Origin of the sequence: Burkholderia sp. BCC1638 (assembly GCF_902833195.1) — a bacterium.
In the GTDB taxonomy this organism is placed as follows: Bacteria; Pseudomonadota; Gammaproteobacteria; order Burkholderiales; family Burkholderiaceae; genus Burkholderia; species Burkholderia diffusa.
On record NZ_CADFEC010000019.1, the window covers coordinates 97080 to 118931 of the forward strand.

Sequence of the window (21852 nt, forward strand, 5' to 3'; positions counted from 1 at the left end):
CCTGGCTGGCAATAAGTAGGCAGGATTCAGCGCACGCGGCAAGGCAGCACATCATGACGAGCGAAACTTCCGTCAATCTTCTCGACTTCGATGCCGAGGGTCTTGTCGCGTACTGCGGCAGCCTCGGCGAGAAGCCGTTCCGCGCCAAGCAGTTGCAGCGCTGGATCCATCAGTACAACGCCGGCGATTTCGACGGCATGACCGACCTCGCGAAGTCCCTGAGAGAAAAGCTCAAGGGCCGCGCGTCGATTGTGATGCCCGATATCGTCAGCGATCACGTTTCCACCGACGGCACGCGCAAGTGGCTGATCGACGTCGGAAACGGCAATGCGGTCGAAACCGTTTTCATCCCGGAAGAGACGCGCGGCACGCTGTGTGTGTCGTCGCAGGCCGGGTGTGCGGTCAACTGCCGCTTCTGCTCGACGGGCAAGCAGGGTTTCTCCCGCAATCTGTCGACAGCCGAAATCATCGGCCAGCTCCGGATGGCCGAATTTGCATTGCGTGCGTCGCTTGGTCGCGCGCCCGGTTCGAACGGCAAGGCCGAACGGGTCGTCACCAACGTGGTGATGATGGGCATGGGCGAGCCGCTGCTGAACTACAGCGCGGTCGTGCCCGCGATGCGGCTGATGCTCGACGACAACGCTTACGGCCTGTCGCGCCGCCGCGTCACGTTGTCGACGTCCGGCGTGGTGCCGATGATGGACCGCCTCGGCGCCGAACTGCCGGTCGCGCTCGCCGTTTCGCTGCACGCGCCGAACGACGCGCTGCGCGACGAGCTGGTGCCGCTCAACAAGAAGCATCCGCTTCGCGAGCTGATGGCCGCGTGCCAGCGTTATCTGAAAGTTGCGCCACGCGACTTCATTACTTTCGAATACTGCATGCTCGACGGCGTCAACGACACCGAAGCGCATGCGCGCGAACTGCTGGCCGTCACGCGCGACGTGCCCTGCAAGTTCAATCTGATCCCGTTCAATCCGTTTCCGGAATCGGGCCTCATCCGCTCGAAGCCGGAGCAGATCAAGCGTTTCGCACAGGTCCTCATCGACGCGGGTGTCGTCACGACCGTGCGCAAGACGCGCGGCGACGACATTGACGCCGCGTGCGGCCAGCTGGCCGGCGCCGTGAAGGATCGCACGCGACTCGCGGAGCGAACGGGCGCAGCAGCAAAAATCATCGAAGTTCGGGCGGTTTGACGGGGATGCCCGAACCTTTTTGGCGGTACAACACGCGAATAGCGATCGGTCGCGGCGCCTCGGCGCCGCGCATGATATGGACGGTTGCGGGGGCCGGCGGCGCCCGCCAGTGAAGAAGAATCGACGCGAGGACAAGGATGAGTGAGCCGCAGCCGACAAACGGCGCAGAGACGAATGCCGCGAAGCCGGCGCAGGCAGGGCTTGAAACGCTGGCAGCCGTCGGCAGCCGGCTGGCGCAGCTCCGGGAAGCCAAGGGTTGGACGGTCGATGACGTGTCGGCGCGGCTCAAGGTCGCCCCGCAGAAGCTGCGTGCGCTCGAGGCAGGCGACATCAGCCATTTGCCCGGCGTGACGTTCGCGCTCGGCGTCGTGCGCAGCTACGCGAAAATGCTTGGCGTCGATCCCGAGCCGTTTGCACAGGCATTGCGCCGCGAGCGGGGCGTGCCGGAGGTCGATCTGTCGATGCCTGCGTCGTCGGGGACGGATCTGCCGCGTGGTCGCGTGTCGATTCCGCTCGGCGGCTCTTCGCGCCATCATCCGTGGCTGTGGGGAACGGCGATCGTTGTCGTCGCGGTGATCGCGGTGCTCATGTGGCACACTGGCGGCGATTCGTCGAGCTGGCTCGCGCGCTTCAAGGGCGGCGGCGACACCGAACATGCGTCGGCGGCGAGCGCGCCGGCGGCAGTCGGCAACGACGTCCCGGCCCAGGTTGCAGCATCCACCGCGGCACCGCAGGTCGTTGCGTCGGCTGCTCCGGTTGCTTCAGCGCCGACGGCCGTCGTGCCTGCGTCGCAACCGATCGTCGCGACGGCAGCGGCGAGCAGCGCGGCCGTGCCGGTGCAGCCCGCGAGCGTCGTGGTGGCGGCAGGCCAGTCGATGGTCGAACTGAAGGTCAAGCAGGATTGCTGGTTCAGCGTGCGTGACAAGAGCGGCAAGGAGCTGTTCTCGGCGCTGGTGCGGGCCGGCGAGACGAAGCAGGTTGCCGGCGACGGGCCGTTCAAGGTGACGATCGGCAACAAGGCAGGTCTTGATACGGTCGCGTTCGACGGAAAACCTGTCGATCCGGCGAAATATTCGGCAGCGCGGGGTAACGTGGCGCGGTTCACGCTGCCCTGACGTCAAGCGCCGTGACGCAGGTCTGTCCTGGACAGGCCGCAAGGGCACGGCGCTTTTTCAATTCATGCGCCGCCTCGCGGCGCATTCCGCGTAAATGGATCTATCGATGCAATCCGAAGCTCAATCCCCACGCAGCAGTCAGATTTGTTCAACCGAGCCGGTGTTCGGCGGGCATCAGCCGCGTCGCGTGTCGCATGCGGTGGATGTTCGTTGGGGCGGGCAGCTCGTGACGATCGGCGGCGATGCGCCGGTGCGCGTGCAGTCGATGACGAATACCGACACGGCCGACGCAATCGGCACGGCGATCCAGATCAAGGAGCTTGCGAACGCGGGCTCCGAACTGGTGCGCATCACGGTCAATACGCCGGAGGCCGCGGCCGCCGTGCCGGCGATTCGCGAACAGCTCGACCGGATGGGTGTGACCGTCCCGCTCGTCGGGGATTTCCACTACAACGGCCACCTGCTGCTGCGCGACTATCCGGGCTGCGCGGAGTCGCTGTCGAAGTACCGGATCAACCCGGGTAACGTCGGTCAGGGCGCGAAGCGCGACACGCAGTTCGCGCAGATGATCGAAGCCGCGGCGAAGTACGACAAGCCGGTGCGGATCGGCGTGAACTGGGGCAGCCTCGACCAGGATCTGCTCGCGCGCATGATGGACGAGAACGGTGCGCGTTCGCAGCCATGGGATGCGCAGAGCGTGATGTACGAAGCGCTGATCCAGTCGGCGATCGGCTCGGCCGAGCGCGCGGTCGAGCTGGGTCTCGGCCGCGACCGCATCGTGCTGTCGTGCAAGGTCAGCGGCGTGCAGGACCTGATCGCCGTGTACCGTGAGCTCGGCCGCCGCTGCGGCTTCGCGCTGCACCTCGGTCTGACCGAAGCCGGCATGGGCTCGAAGGGCATCGTCGCTTCGACGGCCGCGCTCGGCGTGCTGCTGCAGGAAGGGATCGGCGACACGATCCGCATTTCGCTGACGCCGGAGCCGGGCGCGTCGCGCACGGGCGAAGTGATCGTCGGCCAGGAAATCCTGCAGACGATGGGCCTGCGCTCGTTCGCGCCGATGGTGATCGCGTGCCCGGGCTGCGGCCGCACGACGAGCACGCTGTTCCAGGAACTCGCGATGCAGATCCAGACCTATCTGCGCGAGCAGATGCCGGTCTGGCGCAAGGAATATCCGGGTGTCGAGAAGATGAACGTCGCGGTGATGGGCTGCATCGTCAACGGCCCGGGCGAGTCGAAGCACGCGAACATCGGCATCAGCCTGCCGGGTTCGGGCGAAAACCCGGCCGCGCCCGTCTTCATCGACGGCGAGAAGGTCAAGACGCTGCGCGGTGAGCGGATCGCCGAGGAATTCCAGCAGATCGTCAGCGACTATGTCGCACGCAATTACGGCCGCACCGAGGCCCTGAACTAAATTCGTCCACACACACGAACGATGACTGAACAGAAACGCAAGATCGAGAAGCTCACCGGCGTCAAGGGCATGAACGACATCCTCCCGCAGGATGCCGGCCTCTGGGAGTTCTTCGAAGCTACCGTGAAATCGCTGCTGCGCGCGTACGGCTATCAGAACATCCGCACGCCGATCGTCGAACATACGCAGCTCTTCACGCGCGGCATCGGCGAAGTCACGGACATCGTCGAGAAGGAGATGTACAGCTTCACCGACGCGCTGAACGGCGAGAACCTGACGATGCGCCCGGAAAACACCGCGGCCGTCGTGCGCGCGTCGATCGAGCACAACATGCTGTATGACGGCCCGAAGCGCCTGTGGTACATCGGCCCGATGTTCCGTCACGAGCGTCCGCAGCGCGGCCGCTACCGCCAGTTCCACCAGGTCGGCGTCGAGGCGCTCGGCTTCGCTGGCCCGGATGCAGATGCCGAGATCATCATGATGTGCCAGCGCCTGTGGGACGACCTCGGCCTGACCGGCATCAAGCTCGAGATCAATTCGCTCGGCCTCGCCGAAGAGCGTGCCGCGCACCGCGTCGAACTGATCAAGTATCTCGAGCAGTTCGCCGATGTCCTGGACGAGGACGCGAAGCGTCGCCTGTATACGAACCCGTTGCGCGTGCTCGACACGAAGAACCCCGCGCTGCAGGAAATCGCGCAGAACGCGCCGAAGCTGATCGACTTCCTGGGCGACGAGTCGCGTGCCCACTTCGAAGGGCTGCAGCGCCTGCTGCTCGCGAACAACATCCCGTTCAAGATCAACCCGCGTCTCGTGCGCGGCCTCGACTACTACAATCTGACCGTGTTCGAGTGGGTGACCGACAAGCTCGGTGCGCAGGGCACGGTCGCGGCCGGCGGCCGCTACGATCCGCTGATCGAGCAGCTCGGCGGCAAGCCGACCGCCGCGTGCGGCTGGGCGATGGGCATCGAGCGCATTCTCGAGCTGCTGAAGGAAGAGGATCTCGCGCCCGAGCAGGAGGGTGTCGACGTGTACATGGTGCACCAGGGCGAGACGGCGCGCGAACAGGCGTTCATCGCGGCCGAGCGTCTGCGCGATACGGGCCTCGACGTGATTTTCCACTGCAGCGCCGATGGCGGCCCGGCAAGCTTCAAGTCGCAGATGAAGCGGGCCGATGCGAGCGGTGCCGCGTTCGCGGTGATCTTCGGCGAAGAAGAGGTCGCGAACGGCACGGTCGGCGTGAAAGCGTTGCGCGGTGCGGGCGAGGACGGGGAAAAGAACGTTCAGCAGACCGTACCGGTCGAAAGCTTGACCGAATTCCTAATCAATGCGATGGTTGCATCCGCCGAAGACGGCGACGACTGATCGCGCTGGCATTCGCTCGACAAGAAAAGCCTGAAAAGGAAGGAATCGCTCGCCGATGAGTTATCACGACGAACAAGAATCGATTGAAAGTCTCAAGGCGTGGTGGGCCCGCTGGGGCAACCTCACCACGTGGATCGTGCTCGCGGCGCTGGTCGTCGCGGCCGGTTTCAACGGCTGGAATTACTGGCAGCGCCGTCAGGCCGCCGAGGCTTCCGGGTTGTACGAGCAGGTGCAGAAGGCCGCCGCCGCGAATGACAAGGCGACGATGGCCCGCGCGGCCGCCGACATGGAAAGCAAGTTCGGCAGCACGCCGTATGCGCAGATGACCGCACTGTCGGCGGCGAAGACGTTGTACGCGGCCGGCGACGCCGCAGGCGCGAAGGCGCAGCTGCAATGGGCCGTCGATCACGCCAAGGACGACGAGTACAAGCAGATCGCGAAACTGCGTCTCGCATCGCTGCTGCTCGACGAGAAGGCGTACGATGCGGGCCTCGCGCTGCTGTCCGGCACACCGGTCGATGCATTCAAGGGCCTCGTGGCCGATCGCCGTGGCGATCTGCTTGCGGCGCAAGGCAAGACCGACGATGCGCGCGCCGCGTACAAGCTCGCGCTCGCCGGCCTGTCGCAGGACGACCAGTCCGCGCGTCAGCTCGTGCAGTTCAAGCTAGATGCGCTCGGCGGCTGATCCCGGCCCCCTCAACCTCTTAACTCTGCTTCGCTAACCGATGAATTTGCTGAAACGTTACGCTGTGCCCGTAGCCTGCGCGGCGGCTGTCCTGGCATTGGCGGCCTGCTCGTCGTCGAAGGACGCGCGCCGCGTGCCGACGCCGCTCACCGAGTTCAAGCCCGTCATGGACGTGCAACAGGTCTGGAAGGCGAGCGTCGGCAAGGGCGGGCGCTATCTGTTCTCGCCGGTGGCCGTTGGCGACGCCGTCTACGCGGCGGGCGAGAACGGTTCGGTCGAGAAGATCGACGCGAAGACGGGCCAGACGCTGTGGCGCGCGAAGGTCGGTTCGGACCTGTCGGCCGGGGTCGGCAGTGATGGCAACCTGACCGCGGTTGGTGCGTTGAAGGGCGGCGTGTTCGTGCTGGGCCCCGACGGCAAGCAGCTGTGGAAGACGAGCGTGCAGGGCGAGATCTTCTCGCCGCCGCTGGTCGGCAACGGTCTCGTGATCGTGCGCACGATCGACGGCCAAGTGATCGCGTTCAACGCGCAGACGGGCGAACAGAAGTGGAACTACCGCAACCGCGCGGTGCCGCTGAACCTGCGCGTGTCGGCCGGCATGACGTTCGCGGGCGATGCGGCCGTGCTGGCGGGCTTCCCCGGCGGCGGTCTCGTCGCGATTAACCTGCAGACGGGCGAGCCGTTCTGGCAGACGCCCGTGTCGTTCCCGAAGGGTGTGACCGAAGTGGAGCGCATCAACGACGTCAGCGGTCCGCCGACGCTCGTGGGTGCCGAAGCGTGCGCGGTCACGTTCCAGGGCCAGCTCGGCTGCTTCGACGCGAACTCGGGCCGTCCGCTGTGGGAAAAGGCGTTCTCGAGCCGCAGCGGTCTCGCGCAGGATGATTCGGTCGTCGCCGGCGGCGACGACTGGTCGGTCGTGACGGCTTACGACGCGGCGAGCGGCAATCAGCTCTGGCGTAACGACAAGCTGAAGAGCCGCGACGTCGGCGTGCCCTACCTGCTTGGTCATGCGGTCGTGGTGGGCGACTACCAGGGCTTCGTGCACTTCCTGTCGCGCGAGGACGGCAGTTTCATCGCCCGAATGAAGACCGACGGCAGCGCGATTACCGCGGCGCCGGTCCTGGCGGGCAATACGCTCGTCGTGCAGACGAAGGACGGCGGCCTGTACGGGTTCCGTCCGCGCTGACGCGCACGTAACAGGCGCGAACGCGGCGCGGCGGGCTCGTCCCGCGCGCCGCGGTCGCGCGACATGAAGGCGGCCGGTGTCCCCGGCCGCTCGGTATTTGAAAGGCAGTTCGAAACGAAAGACGACGGCGCGCAACGCGCGCCCGGCGCGCGCATCCGGCGCGGCGCGAATTCGTGATATTTTCATTCAGCGCAGCCGCCCGCAGCAGCGGGCCTCCCGCTGCTGCGCATCACCGTAGAAAACACAGATGAAACCGGTCATTGCCCTCGTTGGGCGCCCCAATGTGGGGAAATCCACGCTGTTCAACCGGCTCACGCGTTCGCGCGATGCGCTGGTCGCCGACTTGCCGGGCCTGACGCGCGATCGCCATTATGGCGAAGGGCGGGTCGGCGCACGGCCGTATCTGGTCGTCGATACCGGCGGCTTCGAGCCCGTCGCGAAGGACGGCATCCTGCACGAGATGGCACGTCAGACGCGGCAGGCCGTCGAGGAAGCCGACGTCGTCGTGTTCATCGTCGACGGCCGTAACGGCCTCGCGCCGCAGGACAAGTCGATCGCCGACTACCTGCGCAAGACCGGCCGGCCGATCTTCCTGGTCGTCAACAAGGCCGAGGGGATGAAGTACACGGCGGTCGCGACGGACTTCTACGAGCTCGGGCTCGGCGATCCGCGCGCGATCTCGGCCGCGCACGGCGACGGCGTGACCGACATGATCAACGAGGCGCTGGAAGTCGCATACGCGGGCCAGCCCGAGGAAGCGGACGAGGACGATCCGTCGCGCGGCATCAAGATCGCGATCGTCGGCCGGCCGAACGTCGGCAAGTCGACGCTCGTGAACGCGCTGATCGGCGAGGACCGCGTGATCGCGTTCGACATGCCGGGCACGACGCGCGATTCGATCTACGTCGACTTCGAACGCAACGGCAAGAAATATACGTTGATCGACACAGCGGGCCTGCGACGCCGCGGCAAGGTGTTCGAGGCGATCGAGAAATTCTCGGTCGTGAAGACGCTGCAATCGATCTCGGACGCGAACGTCGTCATTCTTCTGCTGGATGCGCAGCAGGACATTTCCGACCAGGACGCGCACATCGCCGGCTTCGTCGTCGAACAGGGCCGCGCGCTGGTGATCGGCGTCAACAAGTGGGACGGTCTCGACGATCACGCACGCGATCGCGCGAAAGCGGATTTGACCCGCAAGCTGAAATTCCTCGACTTCGCGAAATCGCACTACATTTCGGCCACGAAGAAGACCGGCATCGGCGCGCTGATGCGCTCGGTCGACGACGCGTACGCGGCGGCGATGGCGAAACTGCCGACGCCGAAGCTCACGCGCGCGCTGATCGAGGCGGTCGAGTTCCAGCAGCCGCGACGTCGCGGTCCGGTGCGTCCGAAGCTGCGCTACGCGCACCAGGGCGGCCAGAATCCGCCGCTGATCGTCATCCACGGCAACGCGCTCGACGCCGTGACGGAAACCTACAAGCGTTACCTCGAAAACCGATTCCGCGAAACTTTCTCACTGACCGGGACTCCATTGCGCATAGAGTTCCGTTCGTCGAACAACCCGTACGCGGACAAGGGCTGAAGCATGTCCTGCAAGGGATAGGCCGCATGGCCTACGCCCGGGCGGGGCATGCAAAATCGGCTATAGTGTAGCGATTGGCGCCGGATCTCTTTTTCTTCGTCGCCAATCCAGATCAACCTGCAAAAAAAGATGGAGTACGCCATGAGCAACAAAGGGCAATTGTTACAAGACCCGTTTTTGAACGCACTGCGCAAAGAGCACGTTCCCGTTTCGATCTATCTCGTCAACGGCATCAAGCTGCAAGGGAACATTGAATCGTTCGACCAGTACGTCGTGTTGCTCCGTAATACGGTGACCCAGATGGTCTACAAGCACGCCATCTCGACGGTCGTGCCGGCGCGCCCGGTGAATTTCCACCCGGACGCGGAAGCCTCGTCCTAACCCATCGCAGCGGCCGGCGTCCGGTCGCCGCGAGCGACCGATGCCAGCCGCCTTATCTTGACACCCGATAATTTGATCAACGCAGCGCTCGTCGGCATCGACTTCGGCAAGACCGATTTCGAAGCCAGCCTCGAAGAACTCAGTCTTCTCGCCTCCAGTGCGGGGGCCCGTCCCGCCGTCACCCTCACGGGTCGTCGCGCCAGTCCCGATGCCAAGATGTTCATCGGCAGCGGCAAAGCCGAAGAATTGCGGCTTGCCTGCGACGCGCACAACGTCGAAATCGTCATCTTCAACCACGCACTGGCACCGGCCCAGCAACGCAATCTGGAGCAGGCGCTTAACAGGCGGGTGGTCGATCGCACGAGCCTCATCCTCGATATCTTCGCGCAGCGTGCCCGCAGTCATGAAGGCAAGCTGCAGGTCGAACTCGCGCAGCTGCAATACCTGTCGACCCGCCTGATTCGCGCGTGGACCCACCTGGAGCGGCAAAAGGGCGGTATTGGCCTGCGCGGCCCCGGGGAAACCCAGCTCGAAACCGACCGCCGGTTGATCGGCGAGCGCATCAAGATGCTGAAGTCGCGGCTCGACCGGCTGCGCCGACAGCACAGCACGCAGCGTCGTCAGCGCGCGCGCAGCGGCACGATGTCGGTGTCGCTCGTCGGCTATACGAACGCGGGCAAGTCGACGCTGTTCAATGCGCTGACGAAAGCGCAAGCCTACGCGGCCGACCAGCTGTTCGCCACGCTCGATACGACGTCGCGGCGCGTGTATCTCGGCGACGAGGCGGGTCAAATTGTCGTATCCGATACGGTCGGGTTCATTCGCGAATTGCCTCACCAGTTGGTTGCCGCGTTTCGCGCGACCCTCGAGGAAACGATTCATGCGGATCTGCTGCTGCACGTCGTCGACGCGTCGAGCGCGGTGCGGCTCGAACAGATCGAGCAGGTGAACGGCGTGCTGCACGAGATCGGTGCGGACACGATCCGACAGGTGCTGGTGTTCAACAAGATCGACGCCGTGCCCGAACTGGCGGCCCGCGGCGACGCGGTCGAGCGGGACGAGTATGGTAATATTTCGCGCGTCTTTTTGAGCGCACGCACCGGTCAGGGTCTTGATGCGTTGCGTGCCGCCATCGCCGAGATCGCCTCCGCGGAACACCTTTCCGGCGCGACGTTACCCAACGGCGCGCTCGACGGCGCACCCGCTGAACCACACGAAGACCACACGATTTCCGAACACGGGCGCTAACCGGTCCCGGCCGGTTCGCCGGCGTCTAATCTGGTGAACAAACTCTGGTGAACGAATACAACGAGCGGAGTACCTGGCGGCGGATGCGCGCCTTGCTGTCGATCAACGATCCCCGCTGGGGGCGCGGCGACGGCAAGGGCAACGACGGATCCCGTCCGCGTGCGAATGAATCGAAGCGTCCGCCCGGTGGCGACGGTGACGGTCCGCCCGATCTCGACGAGATGTGGCGCAACTTCAACCGGCGTCTGAGCGGCCTGTTCGGCGGCAAGGGCGGCAACGGCTTCCGGCCCGACAATGGCCGGGCCGCGCGCGTCGGCGTCGGCATCGTGATCGGCGTGCTGGTCGCAGTCTACGCGGGCAGCGGGCTGTTTGTCGTGCAGGACGGCCAGACGGGCGTCGTGCTGCAGTTCGGCAAGCTGTCCGGCACGGTTGGCCAGGGCGTGCACTGGCGCGCACCGTATCCGTTCGCGTCGCACGAGATCGTCGACACGTCGCAGGTCCGTTCGATCGAGATCGGCCGCAACAACGTCGTGCGTCTCGCGAACGTGAAGGAAGCGGCGATGCTGACGCGCGACGCCGACATCGTCGACGTGCGTTTCATCGTCCAGTATCGGATTCGTTCGGCAACCGACTACCTGTTCCGCAGCGTCGATCCGGAGCGCAGTGTGTCGCAGGCCGCCCAGGCCGCGGTGCGCGCGATCGTCGGCACGCGCAGCGCGGCCGACATGCTGAACCAGGATCGCGATGCACTGCGCGAGCAATTGTCCGCCGCGATCCAGCGCGATCTCGATCGCTACCAGTCGGGCCTTGAGATCACGGCCGTCACGATGCAGAGCGTCGCGGCGCCCGAGCAGACGCAGGCCGCGTACGCCGAAGTCGCGAAGGCGCGCGAAGATCGCGAGGCCGCGAAGCGTGCTGCGCAGGCCTATGCGAACGACCTGCTGCCGAAGGCGCAGGGCAATGCCGCGAAACTCGCCGACGAAGCGAAGGCGTATGCCGATCGCGTGGTCACGGAGGCAGAGGGCGACGCCGACCGGTTCAAGCAGGTCTATGCACAGTATTCGAAGGCGCCCGCGGTGATCCGCGAGCGGATGTACCTCGAGACGATGCAGGAAATCTATTCGAACGCGACGAAAGTGTTCGTCGGCAACAAGGGTGGCAACAGCGTCGTGTATCTGCCGCTCGACAAGCTTGTCGAGCAGGGGCGACAAGATGCCGCGAATGCCGCGACGCCTGCCGGTGCATCCGCGCCCGTCGCAGCGTCGGCCCCGGCCGCCGCTGCGTCGAGCGCACCCGCGAGCGCGGCTTCGGGCGCAGCGGCGCCCGCACCGGGCAGCGACGTGCTGCGGTCGCGCGAAGCGTTCCGCAGCCGCTCGCGTGAAGACGATACGAAGTAACGGAGAGCGCAGAACATGAACCGAATCATTGCGCTCGTCGTCGCAATCGTGATCGCCGCCTTCGCGGCGTCGTCGACCGTTCTGACCGTCGACCCGCGCCACACTGCCGTGCTGTCGGGCCGCGACGGCGCGCAACCCGAACTCGCGGGCCCCGGCATCCATTTCAAGCTGCCGCCGCCGCTGCAAACGGCGACGCTGATCGACACGCGCCTGCAATCGCTCGAGTCGTCGGATCCGCTGCAACTGGCGACCGAAGACAAGCACGACCTGCTCGTCGCGTATGCGGTCAAGTACCGGATCAGCGATCCGATGAAGTATTTCACGGCGACGGGCGGCGATCCGGCGGCCGCCACCGAGCGTCTGGCCGGCGCGCTGAAGAGCGCACTCGGCGACGCGTTCGGCAAGCGCGCGCTCGACGACGCGCTCGGCGGCCAGCGCGACATCGCCAATGCGGCGCGCGAGGCGGTGCGCGCGAAGGCGTCGGGCTTCGGCGTCGACGTGGTCGACGTGCAGTTGACGCGCGTCGACTTGCCGGCTGCGCAGACGGATGCCGTCTATCAGCGGATGATTGCCGCGCTGCGCGACCAGGCCGCACGGGTGCGCGCGGATGGCGCCGCCGATGTCGAGCAGATCAAGGCCGACGCGGAACGCGAACAGCAGGCGGTGCTCGCAAATGCGTACAAGTCCGCGCAGACGATCAAGGGCGAGGGCGACGCGAAGGCCGCGTCGATCGCCGCCGATGCGTTCGGCCGCGATCCGCAGTTCTACCAGTTCTACGCGAGCCTGCAGGCTTACCGGAATACCTTCAAGCGCAACGACATCATCGTCGTCGACCCCGACAGCGAGTTTTTCCGTTTCATGCGCAGCCCGACGGGCGGTGCCGCACCGGCGGCACCCGCTCCCCGCAAACACTGACCTTGGGGCGCCGCGTCGAGCGGCGCCGTCGCTCGCATGGATTTGGCTGGCTCGTTGTTGCTCGCGGTAGCACTGATGCTGATCATCGAGGGGGCGTTCCCCTTCGTGTTTCCCGTCGCCTGGCGCGACACGTTTCGTAGAATAGCGGAGCGGCCGCCGCATCATATCCGGATCGGCGGGCTCATCGTGATGGCGCTCGGGCTCGTCCTGCTGCTGCTCGCCACCTGATCCGGACGGCGCACCCGCCGTTCGTTCCGCCCGATTTCCGATTTCCGATTCATCTCGCGGCGCGCGTGTCGCGCCCTGTTTCCTGTCGTAGGACCGTAACGATGTCGACCTGGTTACTTCCCGAGAATATCGCCGACGTACTGCCGTCGGAAGCGCGCAAGATCGAGGAGCTGCGCCGCAGGCTGCTCGATCGCTTCCGTTCGTACGGCTACGAAATGGTGATGCCGCCGCTGCTCGAATATCTCGAGTCGCTGCTGACGAGCGGCGGCGCCGACCTGCGCCTGCGCACCTTCAAGCTGGTCGATCAGCTGTCGGGCCGCACGCTCGGCCTGCGCGCGGACATCACGCCGCAGGTTGCGCGTATCGACGCGCACCTGCTGAACCGCCAGGGCGTGACGCGTCTCTGTTATGCGGGCCACGTGATGCATACGCGTCCGCGCGGCCTGCATGCGACGCGCGAGCAGATCCAGATCGGCGCCGAAATCTACGGACATGCCGGACTGGAAGCCGATCTCGAGATCCAGCAGCTGATGCTCGACGCGCTGCACCTCGCGGGGCTGTCGCGGATCCGTCTGGATCTGTGCCACGCGGGCGTGCTCGCGGCGCTGCTCGCACGCGACGCGCAGGCCGCCGAGCGCGGCGAGGCGCTGTACGACGCGCTGTCGGGCAAGGACGTGCCGCTGCTTAACGAACTCACCGACGATCTCGGCGCCGATACGCGCGCGGCGCTGCGGACGCTGCCGCATCTGTACGGCGACGCGAGCGTGCTCGACGAGGCACGTGCACGCCTGCCGGTGCTGCCCGAGATCACGCGCGCGCTCGACGATCTCGCGCAGCTCGCGGCGCAGGCGAAGGGTGTCGAGGTGGCGATCGATCTCGCCGACCTGCGTGGCTACGCGTACCACAGCGGCGCGATGTTCACGGCGTACATCGACGGCGTGCCGAACGCGATCGCGCGCGGCGGCCGTTACGACCACGTGGGCCAGGCATACGGTCGCGCCCGCCCTGCGACGGGCTTCTCGCTCGACCTGCGCGAGCTTGCGCGGATTTCGCCGATCGAGGCGCGCGGTACCGCGATTCTCGCGCCGTGGGCGCAGGACGACGCGCTGAGCGCGGCCGTTGCGGCGCTGCGCGATGCGGGCGAGGTCGTGATCCAGGCGTTGCCGGGGCATGACCACGTGCTCGACGAGTTCGCCTGCGACCGTTCGCTTGTCGAGCGTAACGGCGCATGGGTGGTCGAACCCCGTTAAACAGAGGTTCGCGGGCCGTCGTTCGACGTGCATATCGTTGAAGCGAAACGGAAAAATTCGGAATCGCCCGCGAACATAGGTAGAATACGTTTTTAACCAGCTAACGAATCAACATGTCTGCCAGCGCAGTGAACGTGACTCCCGGGCGCAATGTCGTCGTCGTGGGAACGCAATGGGGTGATGAAGGCAAGGGCAAGATCGTCGACTGGCTGACGGACCACGCTCAGGGCGTCGTGCGTTTCCAGGGCGGTCACAACGCCGGCCACACCCTCATCATCGGCGGCAAGAAAACCATCTTGCGCCTCATTCCGTCGGGCATCATGCGTGAAGGCGTCGCCTGCTACATCGGTAACGGCGTCGTCCTGTCCCCCGAGGCACTGTTCAAGGAAATCGGCGAGCTGGAAGAGGCCGGCGTGAACGTGCGTGATCGCCTGTTCATCTCCGAAGCCACTACGCTGATCCTGCCGTACCACATCGCAATCGACCAGGCGCGCGAAGCACGCAAGGGCGCCGGCAAGATCGGTACGACCGGTCGCGGCATCGGCCCCGCGTACGAAGACAAGGTCGGCCGCCGCGCGCTGCGCGTGCAGGACCTGTTCGACGCGAAGACCTTCGCCGACCGCCTGCGCGAAAATCTCGATTTCCACAACTTCGTGCTGACCCAGTATCTGGGTGGCGCGGCCGTCGATTTCCAGGCCACGCTCGACACGATGCTCGGCTATGCCGATCGCCTGAAGCCGATGGTGGCCGACGTGTCGCGCCGCCTGTACGACGCGAACAACGCCGGTCAGAACCTGCTGTTCGAAGGCGCGCAAGGCACGCTGCTTGACATCGACCACGGCACCTATCCGTTCGTCACGTCGAGCAACTGCGTCGCGGGTGCGGCATCGGCCGGCGCCGGCGTCGGTCCGCAGAAGCTGAACTACATCCTCGGCATCACGAAGGCGTACTGCACGCGTGTCGGCTCGGGCCCGTTCCCGAGCGAGTTGTACGACGCGGACAATCCGCAACGCCAAGACCAGATCGGCGTTACGCTGGCGAACGTCGGCAAGGAATTCGGCTCGGTCACCGGCCGTCCGCGCCGCACCGGCTGGCTCGACGCAGCGGCACTGCGCCGCTCGATCCAGATCAACGGCGTGTCGGGCCTGTGCATGACGAAGCTCGATGTGCTCGACGGCCTCGATGAAGTCAAGCTGTGCGTCGGCTACAAGATCGACGGCAAGGACGTGGACATCCTGCCGCGCGGTGCGGCCGACGTCGCGCGCTGCGAGCCCGTGTACGAAACGTTCGCCGGCTGGAAGGAAAGCACCGTCGGCATCAAGACGTGGGACGCGCTGCCGGCGAATGCTCAGGCATACCTGAGCCGTGTCCAGGAAGTGGCCGGCGTGCCGGTGGACATGGTTTCGACGGGGCCGGATCGCGACGAGACGATCCTGCTTCGCCATCCGTTCAAGGTGTAATTCTCAGCATGACGCAGCAAATCACGATGACGGCGGCAGACTTGATGACCGATCCGCGCAACGACGACAAGAACCTGTGGGTAGGCTGGGACGAATACCATCGTCTGATCGAGCTGCTTGCGCTCCAGGTGCATGCATCGGGCTGGAAGTTCGACCAGATCCTGTGCCTCGCGCGCGGCGGTCTGCGCGTTGGCGATCAACTTTCGCGCATCTACGACGTCCCGCTCGCGATCCTCGCGACGAGTTCGTATCGCGAAGCGGCCGGCACCGAGCAGGGCGAGCTCGACATCGCGCAGTACATCACGATGACACGTGGCAACCTCGAGGGCAACGTGCTGCTGGTCGACGATCTCGTCGATTCGGGCGTTACGCTCGCGCGCGTGCAGGAGCACCTGAAGGAGCGCTATCCGGCGGTCAAGGCCGTGCGCTCGGCGGTGCTCTGGTACAAGGGTTGCTCGAAGGTCAAGCCTGACTATCACACGCAGTATCTGCCGACGAATCCGTGGATTCATCAGCCGTTCGAAGAGTGGGACACGGTTCGTCCTCACAATCTCGAGGCGTGGATCAAGCGCGGTCGCGCGCAGCGCGACGGCTCGGGCGCGTAAGCGGCCGGTCGATCGAAGGAAAGCCTTGTACGGCGCCGCTTGCGGCGCCGTTTTTTATTGCGGCGGCGGGACGGTGGGCGCCACAATCAGTGTTCGCGGTAGGCAGACGGCGCGTCCCCGGCTATGATGGCAGCCCTGCCACAGCTTGCGCGGGATTGCATGCGCGGCGTGGATCACGTGGCTTCAGGGCAACAGGGCAGGACGGTTTTTCAGGGGGGCGCGAGTAGAATAGCGCTCGTTTTGTCCGAACCGGACCCGATTATTAAGCTTCATATGAACGACACGATCCAGGCGACCGACGCAGCCCATGCGCATTCGACGCACCAACACTCGATGCGGGCGCTTGCGATAGCGGCCATCGGCGTCGTGTTCGGCGATATCGGCACGAGCCCGCTGTATTCGCTGAAGGAGGCATTCAGCCCCGCACACGGCATTCCGCTCACCGAAGGTTCGATTCTCGGGGTGATCTCGCTGCTGTTCTGGGCGATCATCCTGGTGGTCGGCATCAAGTATTTGCTGTTCGTGATGCGGGCCGACAACAACGGCGAGGGCGGCGTGCTCGCGCTGATGGCGCTGTCGCTGCGGCCGCTCGACTCGAAAACCCGCGTCGCGGGCGCGCTGATGGCGCTCGGGATCTTCGGCGCGTGCATGTTCTACGGCGACGCCGTGATCACGCCGGCGATTTCCGTGATGTCGGCGGTCGAAGGTCTGGAGATCGCGACGCCGCACCTGTCCCATCTCGTGATGCCGATCACGATCGTGATTCTGATCGCGCTGTTCTGGATCCAGCGTCACGGTACCGCGATGGTCGGCAAGCTGTTCGGGCCGATCATGGTGCTGTGGTTCATCGCGATCGCGGCGCTCGGCGTGTATCACATCGTGCGCGTGCCGGGCATCATCGCGGCGATCAACCCGTATTACGCGGCGTCGTTCATGTCGGAGCATGTGCTGCAGGCCTACGTCGTGCTCGGTTCGGTCGTGCTGGTGCTGACCGGCGCGGAAGCGCTCTACGCGGACATGGGCCACTTCGGCGCGAAGCCGATTCGCCTCGCCGCATATGGGCTCGTGATGCCGTCGCTCGTGCTGAATTACTTCGGCCAGGGCGCGCTGCTGATCCAGAACCCGAAGGCGATCGAGAACCCGTTCTTCCTGCTGGCGCCGGAATGTGCGCTGCTGCCGCTCGTCGTGCTGTCGACGGTTGCGACCGTGATTGCTTCGCAGGCTGTGATTTCGGGCGCGTATTCGCTGACGTCGCAGGCGATCCAGCTCGGCTACGTGCCGCGCATGAAGGTGCTGCATACGTCCGAATTGGCGATCGGCCAGATCTACGTGCCGGTCGTGAACTGGCTGCTGCTGTTTGTGATCCTCTGCATCGTGATCGGCTTCAAGAGCTCCGACAACCTCGCCGCAGCGTACGGTATCGCAGTGACGGCGACGATGGTGATCACGACCGTGCTCGCGGCCGTCGTGATGGTGAAGGTGTGGAAGTGGAACAGGCTGCTCGTCGGCGCGATCATCGCGGTGTTCCTCGCGGTCGACCTGGGCTTTTTCGGCGCGAACCTGCTCAAGGTCGCGCAGGGCGGCTGGCTGCCGCTCGGCATCGGCGCGCTGTTGTTCTTCCTGCTGATGACCTGGTACACGGGCCGCCACATCGTCAAGGAGCGTACGGCTGCCGACGGTATCCCGCTCGAGCCGTTCCTGCAGGGGCTGCTCGCGCATCCGCCGCACCGTGTGTCGGGCACCGCGATCTACCTGACCGGTAACGACAAGCTCGTCCCCGTCAGCCTGCTGCACAACCTGAAGCACAACAAGGTGCTGCACGAGCGGACCATTTTCCTGACGTTCGTCACGCGCGACATCCCGTATGTGCGCGACGACAAGCGCCTGAGTGCGCGCGACGCGGGCGGCGGTCTGTACATCGTCAAGGCCGAATACGGCTTCAACGAGACGCCGGACGTGAAGGCCGTGCTCGAGGAATTCGGCCGCACCCACGACATGACGTTCGAACTGATGGACACGTCGTTTTTCCTCGCGCGCGAAACGGTCGTACCGACGCATCTGCCCGGCATGTCGATCTGGCGCGAACGCGTGTTCGCATGGATGCATCAGAACGCGGCGAAGCCCACCGACTTCTTCTCGATCCCGGCGAACCGCGTGGTCGAGCTCGGCACCAAGATCGAAATCTGACCGGCACGCGGGCCGCATATGCGGCCCATGCCGGCCCGGCCGCGCTTGCCGAGGCCATGAAAAAGCCCGCCTTCCGGCGGGCTTTTTTTCGTGCGTCGACAGCCTTCGCGTGCTCAGCGCTTCAGCTTCGCGAACGCCGCGGCCATCGCGCCGGCCGGTTCCGGCTCGCGCGCACGCTGGGGGCGGGCCGCGCCGCGGCCGGCATTGCCGCGATCCTGACCGGCGCGCGGCGCCAGGCCCGGTGTGGCCGCTTCGTCGTCCAGACGCATCGTCAGCGAAATGCGCTGACGCTTCACGTCGACGTCGAGCACCTTGACCTTGACGACCTGGCCGGCCTTCACGACTTCGTGCGGATCCTTGATGAACTTCGTCGACATCGCGGACACGTGGACGAGGCCGTCCTGGTGCACGCCGACATCCACGAATGCGCCGAACGCCGCGACGTTCGTCACGACACCTTCAAGCAGCATGCCCGGCATCAGGTCGGACACCTTTTCGACGCCGTCACGGAACGTTGCGGTCTTGAATTCGGGGCGCGGGTCACGACCCGGTTTTTCGAGTTCGGACAGGATGTCGCGCACGGTCGGCAGGCCGAAACGTTCGTCGACGAATTCGGCGGGCGACAGGCCGGACAGCGCATCGCGGCTGCCGAGCACGTCGTCGATCCGCTTGCTGATCTTCGCGAGGATCCGTTCGACGACCGGATAAGCCTCCGGGTGGACCGACGAGCGATCGAGCGGATTCTCGCCGCCGTTGATGCGCAGGAAGCCGGCTGCCTGCTCGAAGGTCTTGTCGCCGAGGCGCGGCACCTTGCGCAGATGATCGCGCGACGGGAACGGCCCGTTCGCGTCGCGGTAGTCGACGATGTTGCGCGCGAGCGTGGCGTTCAGGCCAGAGACACGCGCGAGCAGCGCGACCGACGCGGTGTTCGCGTCGACGCCGACCGCGTTCACGCAATCCTCGACCACCGCATCGAGCGAGCGGGCGAGTTCGCGCTGGTTCACGTCGTGCTGGTACTGGCCGACGCCGATCGCCTTCGGCTCGATCTTCACGAGCTCGGCGAGCGGGTCCTGCAGGCGGCGGGCGATCGACACGGCGCCGCGCAGCGACACGTCGAGCTCCGGGAATTCCTTCGCGGCCAGCTCGGACGCCGAGTAGACCGACGCGCCGGCTTCCGACACGACGATCTTCTGTAGCCGCAGTTCCGGATGCTTCGAGATCAGCTCGCTCGCGAGCTTGTCGGTTTCACGGGACGCGGTGCCGTTGCCGATGCTGATCAGCTCGGCCTGCGTCTGCGCGGCGATGCGCGCGAGCTTCGCGAGCGAGCCGTCCCAGTCGCGGCGCGGCTCGTGCGGGTAGATCGTATCGGTCGCGAGCAGCTTGCCGGTGCGGTCGACCACGGCAACCTTCACGCCCGTGCGCAGGCCGGGGTCGAGACCGATCACGGCCTTCGGGCCGGCCGGCGCGGCCAGCAGCAGGTCCTTCAGGTTGCGGGCGAACACGCGGATCGCTTCGGCTTCCGCCGTTTCGCGCAGTTGCGTGAGCAGCTCGTTCTCGATGTGCGGCTGCACCTTCACGCGCCAGCACCAGCGGCACACGTCCGACAGCCACTTGTCCGCCGGGCGGCTCTGGTTCGTGATCCCGAAATGGCGCGCGATCATCGCTTCGCCGGGATGCGGGACTTGCGCGTCGAGTTCCTCGCCGAGCCCGAGCTTGACGGTCAGCACGCCGGCATTGCGACCGCGGAACAGAGCCAGCGCGCGGTGCGACGGGACCGTCCGGATCGTTTCCGCGTAGTCGTAGTAATCGCGGAACTTCTCGCCTTCCTCGTTTTCCTTGCCTTCGACGACCGCAGAGGATACGACGCCCTGGCTGTGCAGGTAGTCGCGCAGCTTGCCGAGCAGTTCGGCCGTTTCGCCGAATTGTTCGGACAGGATGTCGCGCGCGCCGTCGAGCGCGGCCTTCACGTCGGCGACGCCCTTGTCGGCATCGACGTACGCGGCGGCTTCCGTTTGTGGGTCGAGCAGCGGATTCGCGAGCAGCGCCTGCGCGAGCGGCTCGAGGCCGGCTTCGCGCGCGATCTGCGCGCGCGTGCGGCGCTTCGGCTTGTACGGCAGATAAAGGTCTTCGAGCACCTGTTTGCTGTCGGCCGCGTCGATCGCGACGCGCAGTTCGTCGGTCAGCTTGCCCTGTTCGTCGATGCTCGACAGGATCGCCGCGCGGCGGTCCTCGAGCTCGCGCAGATACAGGAGACGTTCCTCGAGCTGGCGCAGCTGCGTGTCGTCCAGGTTGCCGGTCACTTCCTTGCGGTACCGGGCAATGAACGGAACGGTCGAGCCTTCGTCGAGGAGTTGCACTGCCGCCGCGACCTGGCGCGGCTGGACGGACAGTTCGGTGGCGATGCGCTGTACGATCTTGAGTGCTACGGTTTCCGTCATGTCGTGGATGATCTGCCTGCTGAAATCGCGGCGCGGGCCGGCAGGCCGCGCGGCGCGGGCTGCTAGACGGGCCCGCCGGACCAGATGCCGCGGGTGAGTGAAGCGGGGCATTTTGCCATAAATGGCGGAGCGTCCAGCCGGGGGTGATAGAATTTGACACATGTCCCGCAGCTTTCCTACGACGTTGCCAACTTCCCGCATTTCTCTCGTCGCGCTCGGCGCAGCGCTTGCCGCGGCTTTGTCCGCCGGGTCTACCGTCGCGTACGCACAGGCATCGGGCGCAACCGCGCCGGACGCCGCAGTGGCCGCGCCCGTCGCCCCCTCCGCCACGCAGGATTTTGACGCCCGTCAAAAAGTGCTCAATCAACGTTCCGCGGAAAACGATTATCGTTATGCCGTGGCGGAGCACGATTGCTACAGCAAGTTCTTTGTCAATCATTGTCTCGGCAATGCGCGCGACCGGATGCGCGAGGAGCGGGCGAGCATCCGTCAGGAGCAGCTCGCGCTCGACGACGAGCAGCGCGCGGTGCGGGCGCAGCAGCGCGACCAGCAGCAGGCGTTGAAGCAGGCGCAGAATGCGGCGGAAGCGCCGCAGCGCGCGGCGAACGATGCGGCGAACGCGGCTGCGTTCCGCGACAAGCAGGAGCAGAATGCACTGAAGCAGGCGCAGCGCGGCGCCGAGGCGCCGCAGCGCGCCGCGAACAAGCAGGCATACGACCAGAAGCAGGCAGACTTCCAGCGCAAGCTCGACCAGGCGCGCCAGCAGGGCGCGCAGAAGGCGCAAGAGCGGGCGGACAACGCCGCGCGCTACGAGCAGAAGCAGAAGGAAGCTGCGCAGCACAAGGCCGATGTCGAGCGGCGTCAGCAGGAAGCGGCCGACAAGGCCAAGCAGCAGCAACAGCAGGGGCAGTAACGTGTTGGATTGATCCGGAGTCAGTCTCGTGCGTGCCGGCACGCCAGTCGGCGCGCTGCTTCGATGAGGAGGCGCATATGCAAAACCGTCCCACGGAACAGCAGCAGGAATTGCACAACCGTTTGGCTGCATTGCAGGAGCAGCACCAGCAGCTCGCTCGAGAGATCGAGCTGAAGGAAGGACACTCCGACATCGACGACATCACGCTGCACCGGCTGAAGAAGGAAAAGCTGGCGGCCAAGGACAAAATCATTTTGCTGCAATCGCAGCTGGAACCGGATAAGCGCGCCTGA

The 21852-nt window shown here is 65.6% G+C and carries 19 protein-coding genes; 18 read left to right on the top strand and 1 reads right to left on the bottom strand.

Annotation, left to right across the window (positions count from 1 at the left end):
- The first annotated feature begins 53 nt into the window (after positions 1-53).
- The 16 genes from rlmN (at position 54) to HWX22_RS21680 (ending at position 18208) form a co-directional block, all read left to right on the top strand.
- Positions 54-1193, top strand: coding sequence for a 23S rRNA (adenine(2503)-C(2))-methyltransferase RlmN (gene rlmN / locus HWX22_RS21605; protein WP_175916363.1), 1140 nt, complete (start codon positions 54-56; stop codon positions 1191-1193).
- A gap of 137 nt (positions 1194-1330) precedes the next feature.
- Positions 1331-2308: a RodZ domain-containing protein gene (locus HWX22_RS21610; protein WP_175916364.1), complete on the top strand. Its 978-nt coding sequence runs from the start codon at positions 1331-1333 to the stop codon at positions 2306-2308.
- A gap of 106 nt (positions 2309-2414) precedes the next feature.
- Complete coding sequence (gene ispG / locus HWX22_RS21615; RefSeq protein ID WP_027787235.1) at positions 2415-3719, top strand: flavodoxin-dependent (E)-4-hydroxy-3-methylbut-2-enyl-diphosphate synthase; 1305 nt, start codon at positions 2415-2417, stop codon at positions 3717-3719.
- 21 nt (positions 3720-3740) lie between these two features.
- Positions 3741-5081, top strand: a complete 1341-nt coding sequence (hisS, locus tag HWX22_RS21620; RefSeq protein ID WP_124903553.1) for a histidine--tRNA ligase — start codon at positions 3741-3743, stop codon at positions 5079-5081.
- 55 nt (positions 5082-5136) lie between these two features.
- Entirely contained in the window at positions 5137-5766 is a 630-nt protein-coding gene (locus tag HWX22_RS21625; RefSeq protein WP_059529930.1) for a tetratricopeptide repeat protein, read from the top strand.
- Positions 5767-5806: 40 nt separating this feature from the next.
- Complete coding sequence (gene bamB, locus HWX22_RS21630; RefSeq protein ID WP_059817524.1) at positions 5807-6952, top strand: outer membrane protein assembly factor BamB; 1146 nt, start codon at positions 5807-5809, stop codon at positions 6950-6952.
- Positions 6953-7199: 247 nt separating this feature from the next.
- Positions 7200-8537 (top strand): ribosome biogenesis GTPase Der, encoded by a 1338-nt coding sequence (gene der / locus HWX22_RS21635; protein WP_175916365.1) that lies wholly within the window; start codon positions 7200-7202, stop codon positions 8535-8537.
- A gap of 141 nt (positions 8538-8678) precedes the next feature.
- Complete coding sequence (gene hfq, locus HWX22_RS21640; RefSeq protein WP_006399927.1) at positions 8679-8918, top strand: RNA chaperone Hfq; 240 nt, start codon at positions 8679-8681, stop codon at positions 8916-8918.
- A 72-nt stretch (positions 8919-8990) separates the two neighbouring features.
- Positions 8991-10166, top strand: a complete 1176-nt coding sequence (gene hflX, locus HWX22_RS21645; protein ID WP_174908897.1) for a GTPase HflX — start codon at positions 8991-8993, stop codon at positions 10164-10166.
- Between the two features lie 47 nt (positions 10167-10213).
- On the top strand, positions 10214-11563 hold the full coding sequence (gene hflK / locus HWX22_RS21650; protein ID WP_175916366.1) for an FtsH protease activity modulator HflK: 1350 nt from the start codon (positions 10214-10216) through the stop codon (positions 11561-11563).
- A gap of 15 nt (positions 11564-11578) precedes the next feature.
- Positions 11579-12478 (top strand): protease modulator HflC, encoded by a 900-nt coding sequence (locus HWX22_RS21655; RefSeq protein WP_175911925.1) that lies wholly within the window; start codon positions 11579-11581, stop codon positions 12476-12478.
- Between the two features lie 36 nt (positions 12479-12514).
- Positions 12515-12706, top strand: coding sequence for a DUF2065 domain-containing protein (locus HWX22_RS21660; RefSeq protein WP_009687995.1), 192 nt, complete (start codon positions 12515-12517; stop codon positions 12704-12706).
- A 101-nt stretch (positions 12707-12807) separates the two neighbouring features.
- The gene (locus tag HWX22_RS21665) at positions 12808-13956 is read left to right on the top strand and encodes an ATP phosphoribosyltransferase regulatory subunit (RefSeq protein WP_059693226.1); all 1149 of its coding nucleotides are present in this window, start codon (positions 12808-12810) and stop codon (positions 13954-13956) included.
- A gap of 113 nt (positions 13957-14069) precedes the next feature.
- Complete coding sequence (locus HWX22_RS21670) at positions 14070-15416, top strand: adenylosuccinate synthase (RefSeq protein ID WP_175911927.1); 1347 nt, start codon at positions 14070-14072, stop codon at positions 15414-15416.
- 8 nt (positions 15417-15424) lie between these two features.
- On the top strand, positions 15425-16021 hold the full coding sequence (locus HWX22_RS21675) for a phosphoribosyltransferase (RefSeq protein WP_059464415.1): 597 nt from the start codon (positions 15425-15427) through the stop codon (positions 16019-16021).
- A 273-nt stretch (positions 16022-16294) separates the two neighbouring features.
- Positions 16295-18208: a potassium transporter Kup gene (locus HWX22_RS21680; RefSeq protein WP_175916367.1), complete on the top strand. Its 1914-nt coding sequence runs from the start codon at positions 16295-16297 to the stop codon at positions 18206-18208.
- Between the two features lie 113 nt (positions 18209-18321).
- On the opposite strand, the gene HWX22_RS21685 is transcribed toward HWX22_RS21680, so the two are convergent.
- A complete protein-coding gene (locus HWX22_RS21685) occupies positions 18322-20646 on the bottom strand; it encodes a Tex family protein (protein ID WP_175916368.1) in 2325 nt (774 codons plus the stop codon).
- Between the two features lie 160 nt (positions 20647-20806).
- On the opposite strand from HWX22_RS21685, the gene HWX22_RS21690 reads away from it, so the two are divergent.
- Together HWX22_RS21690 and HWX22_RS21695 are read left to right on the top strand one after the other, a co-directional pair.
- On the top strand, positions 20807-21559 hold the full coding sequence (locus HWX22_RS21690; RefSeq protein ID WP_175911930.1) for a hypothetical protein: 753 nt from the start codon (positions 20807-20809) through the stop codon (positions 21557-21559).
- Between the two features lie 77 nt (positions 21560-21636).
- Positions 21637-21852, top strand: a complete 216-nt coding sequence (locus HWX22_RS21695; protein ID WP_006755091.1) for a YdcH family protein — start codon at positions 21637-21639, stop codon at positions 21850-21852.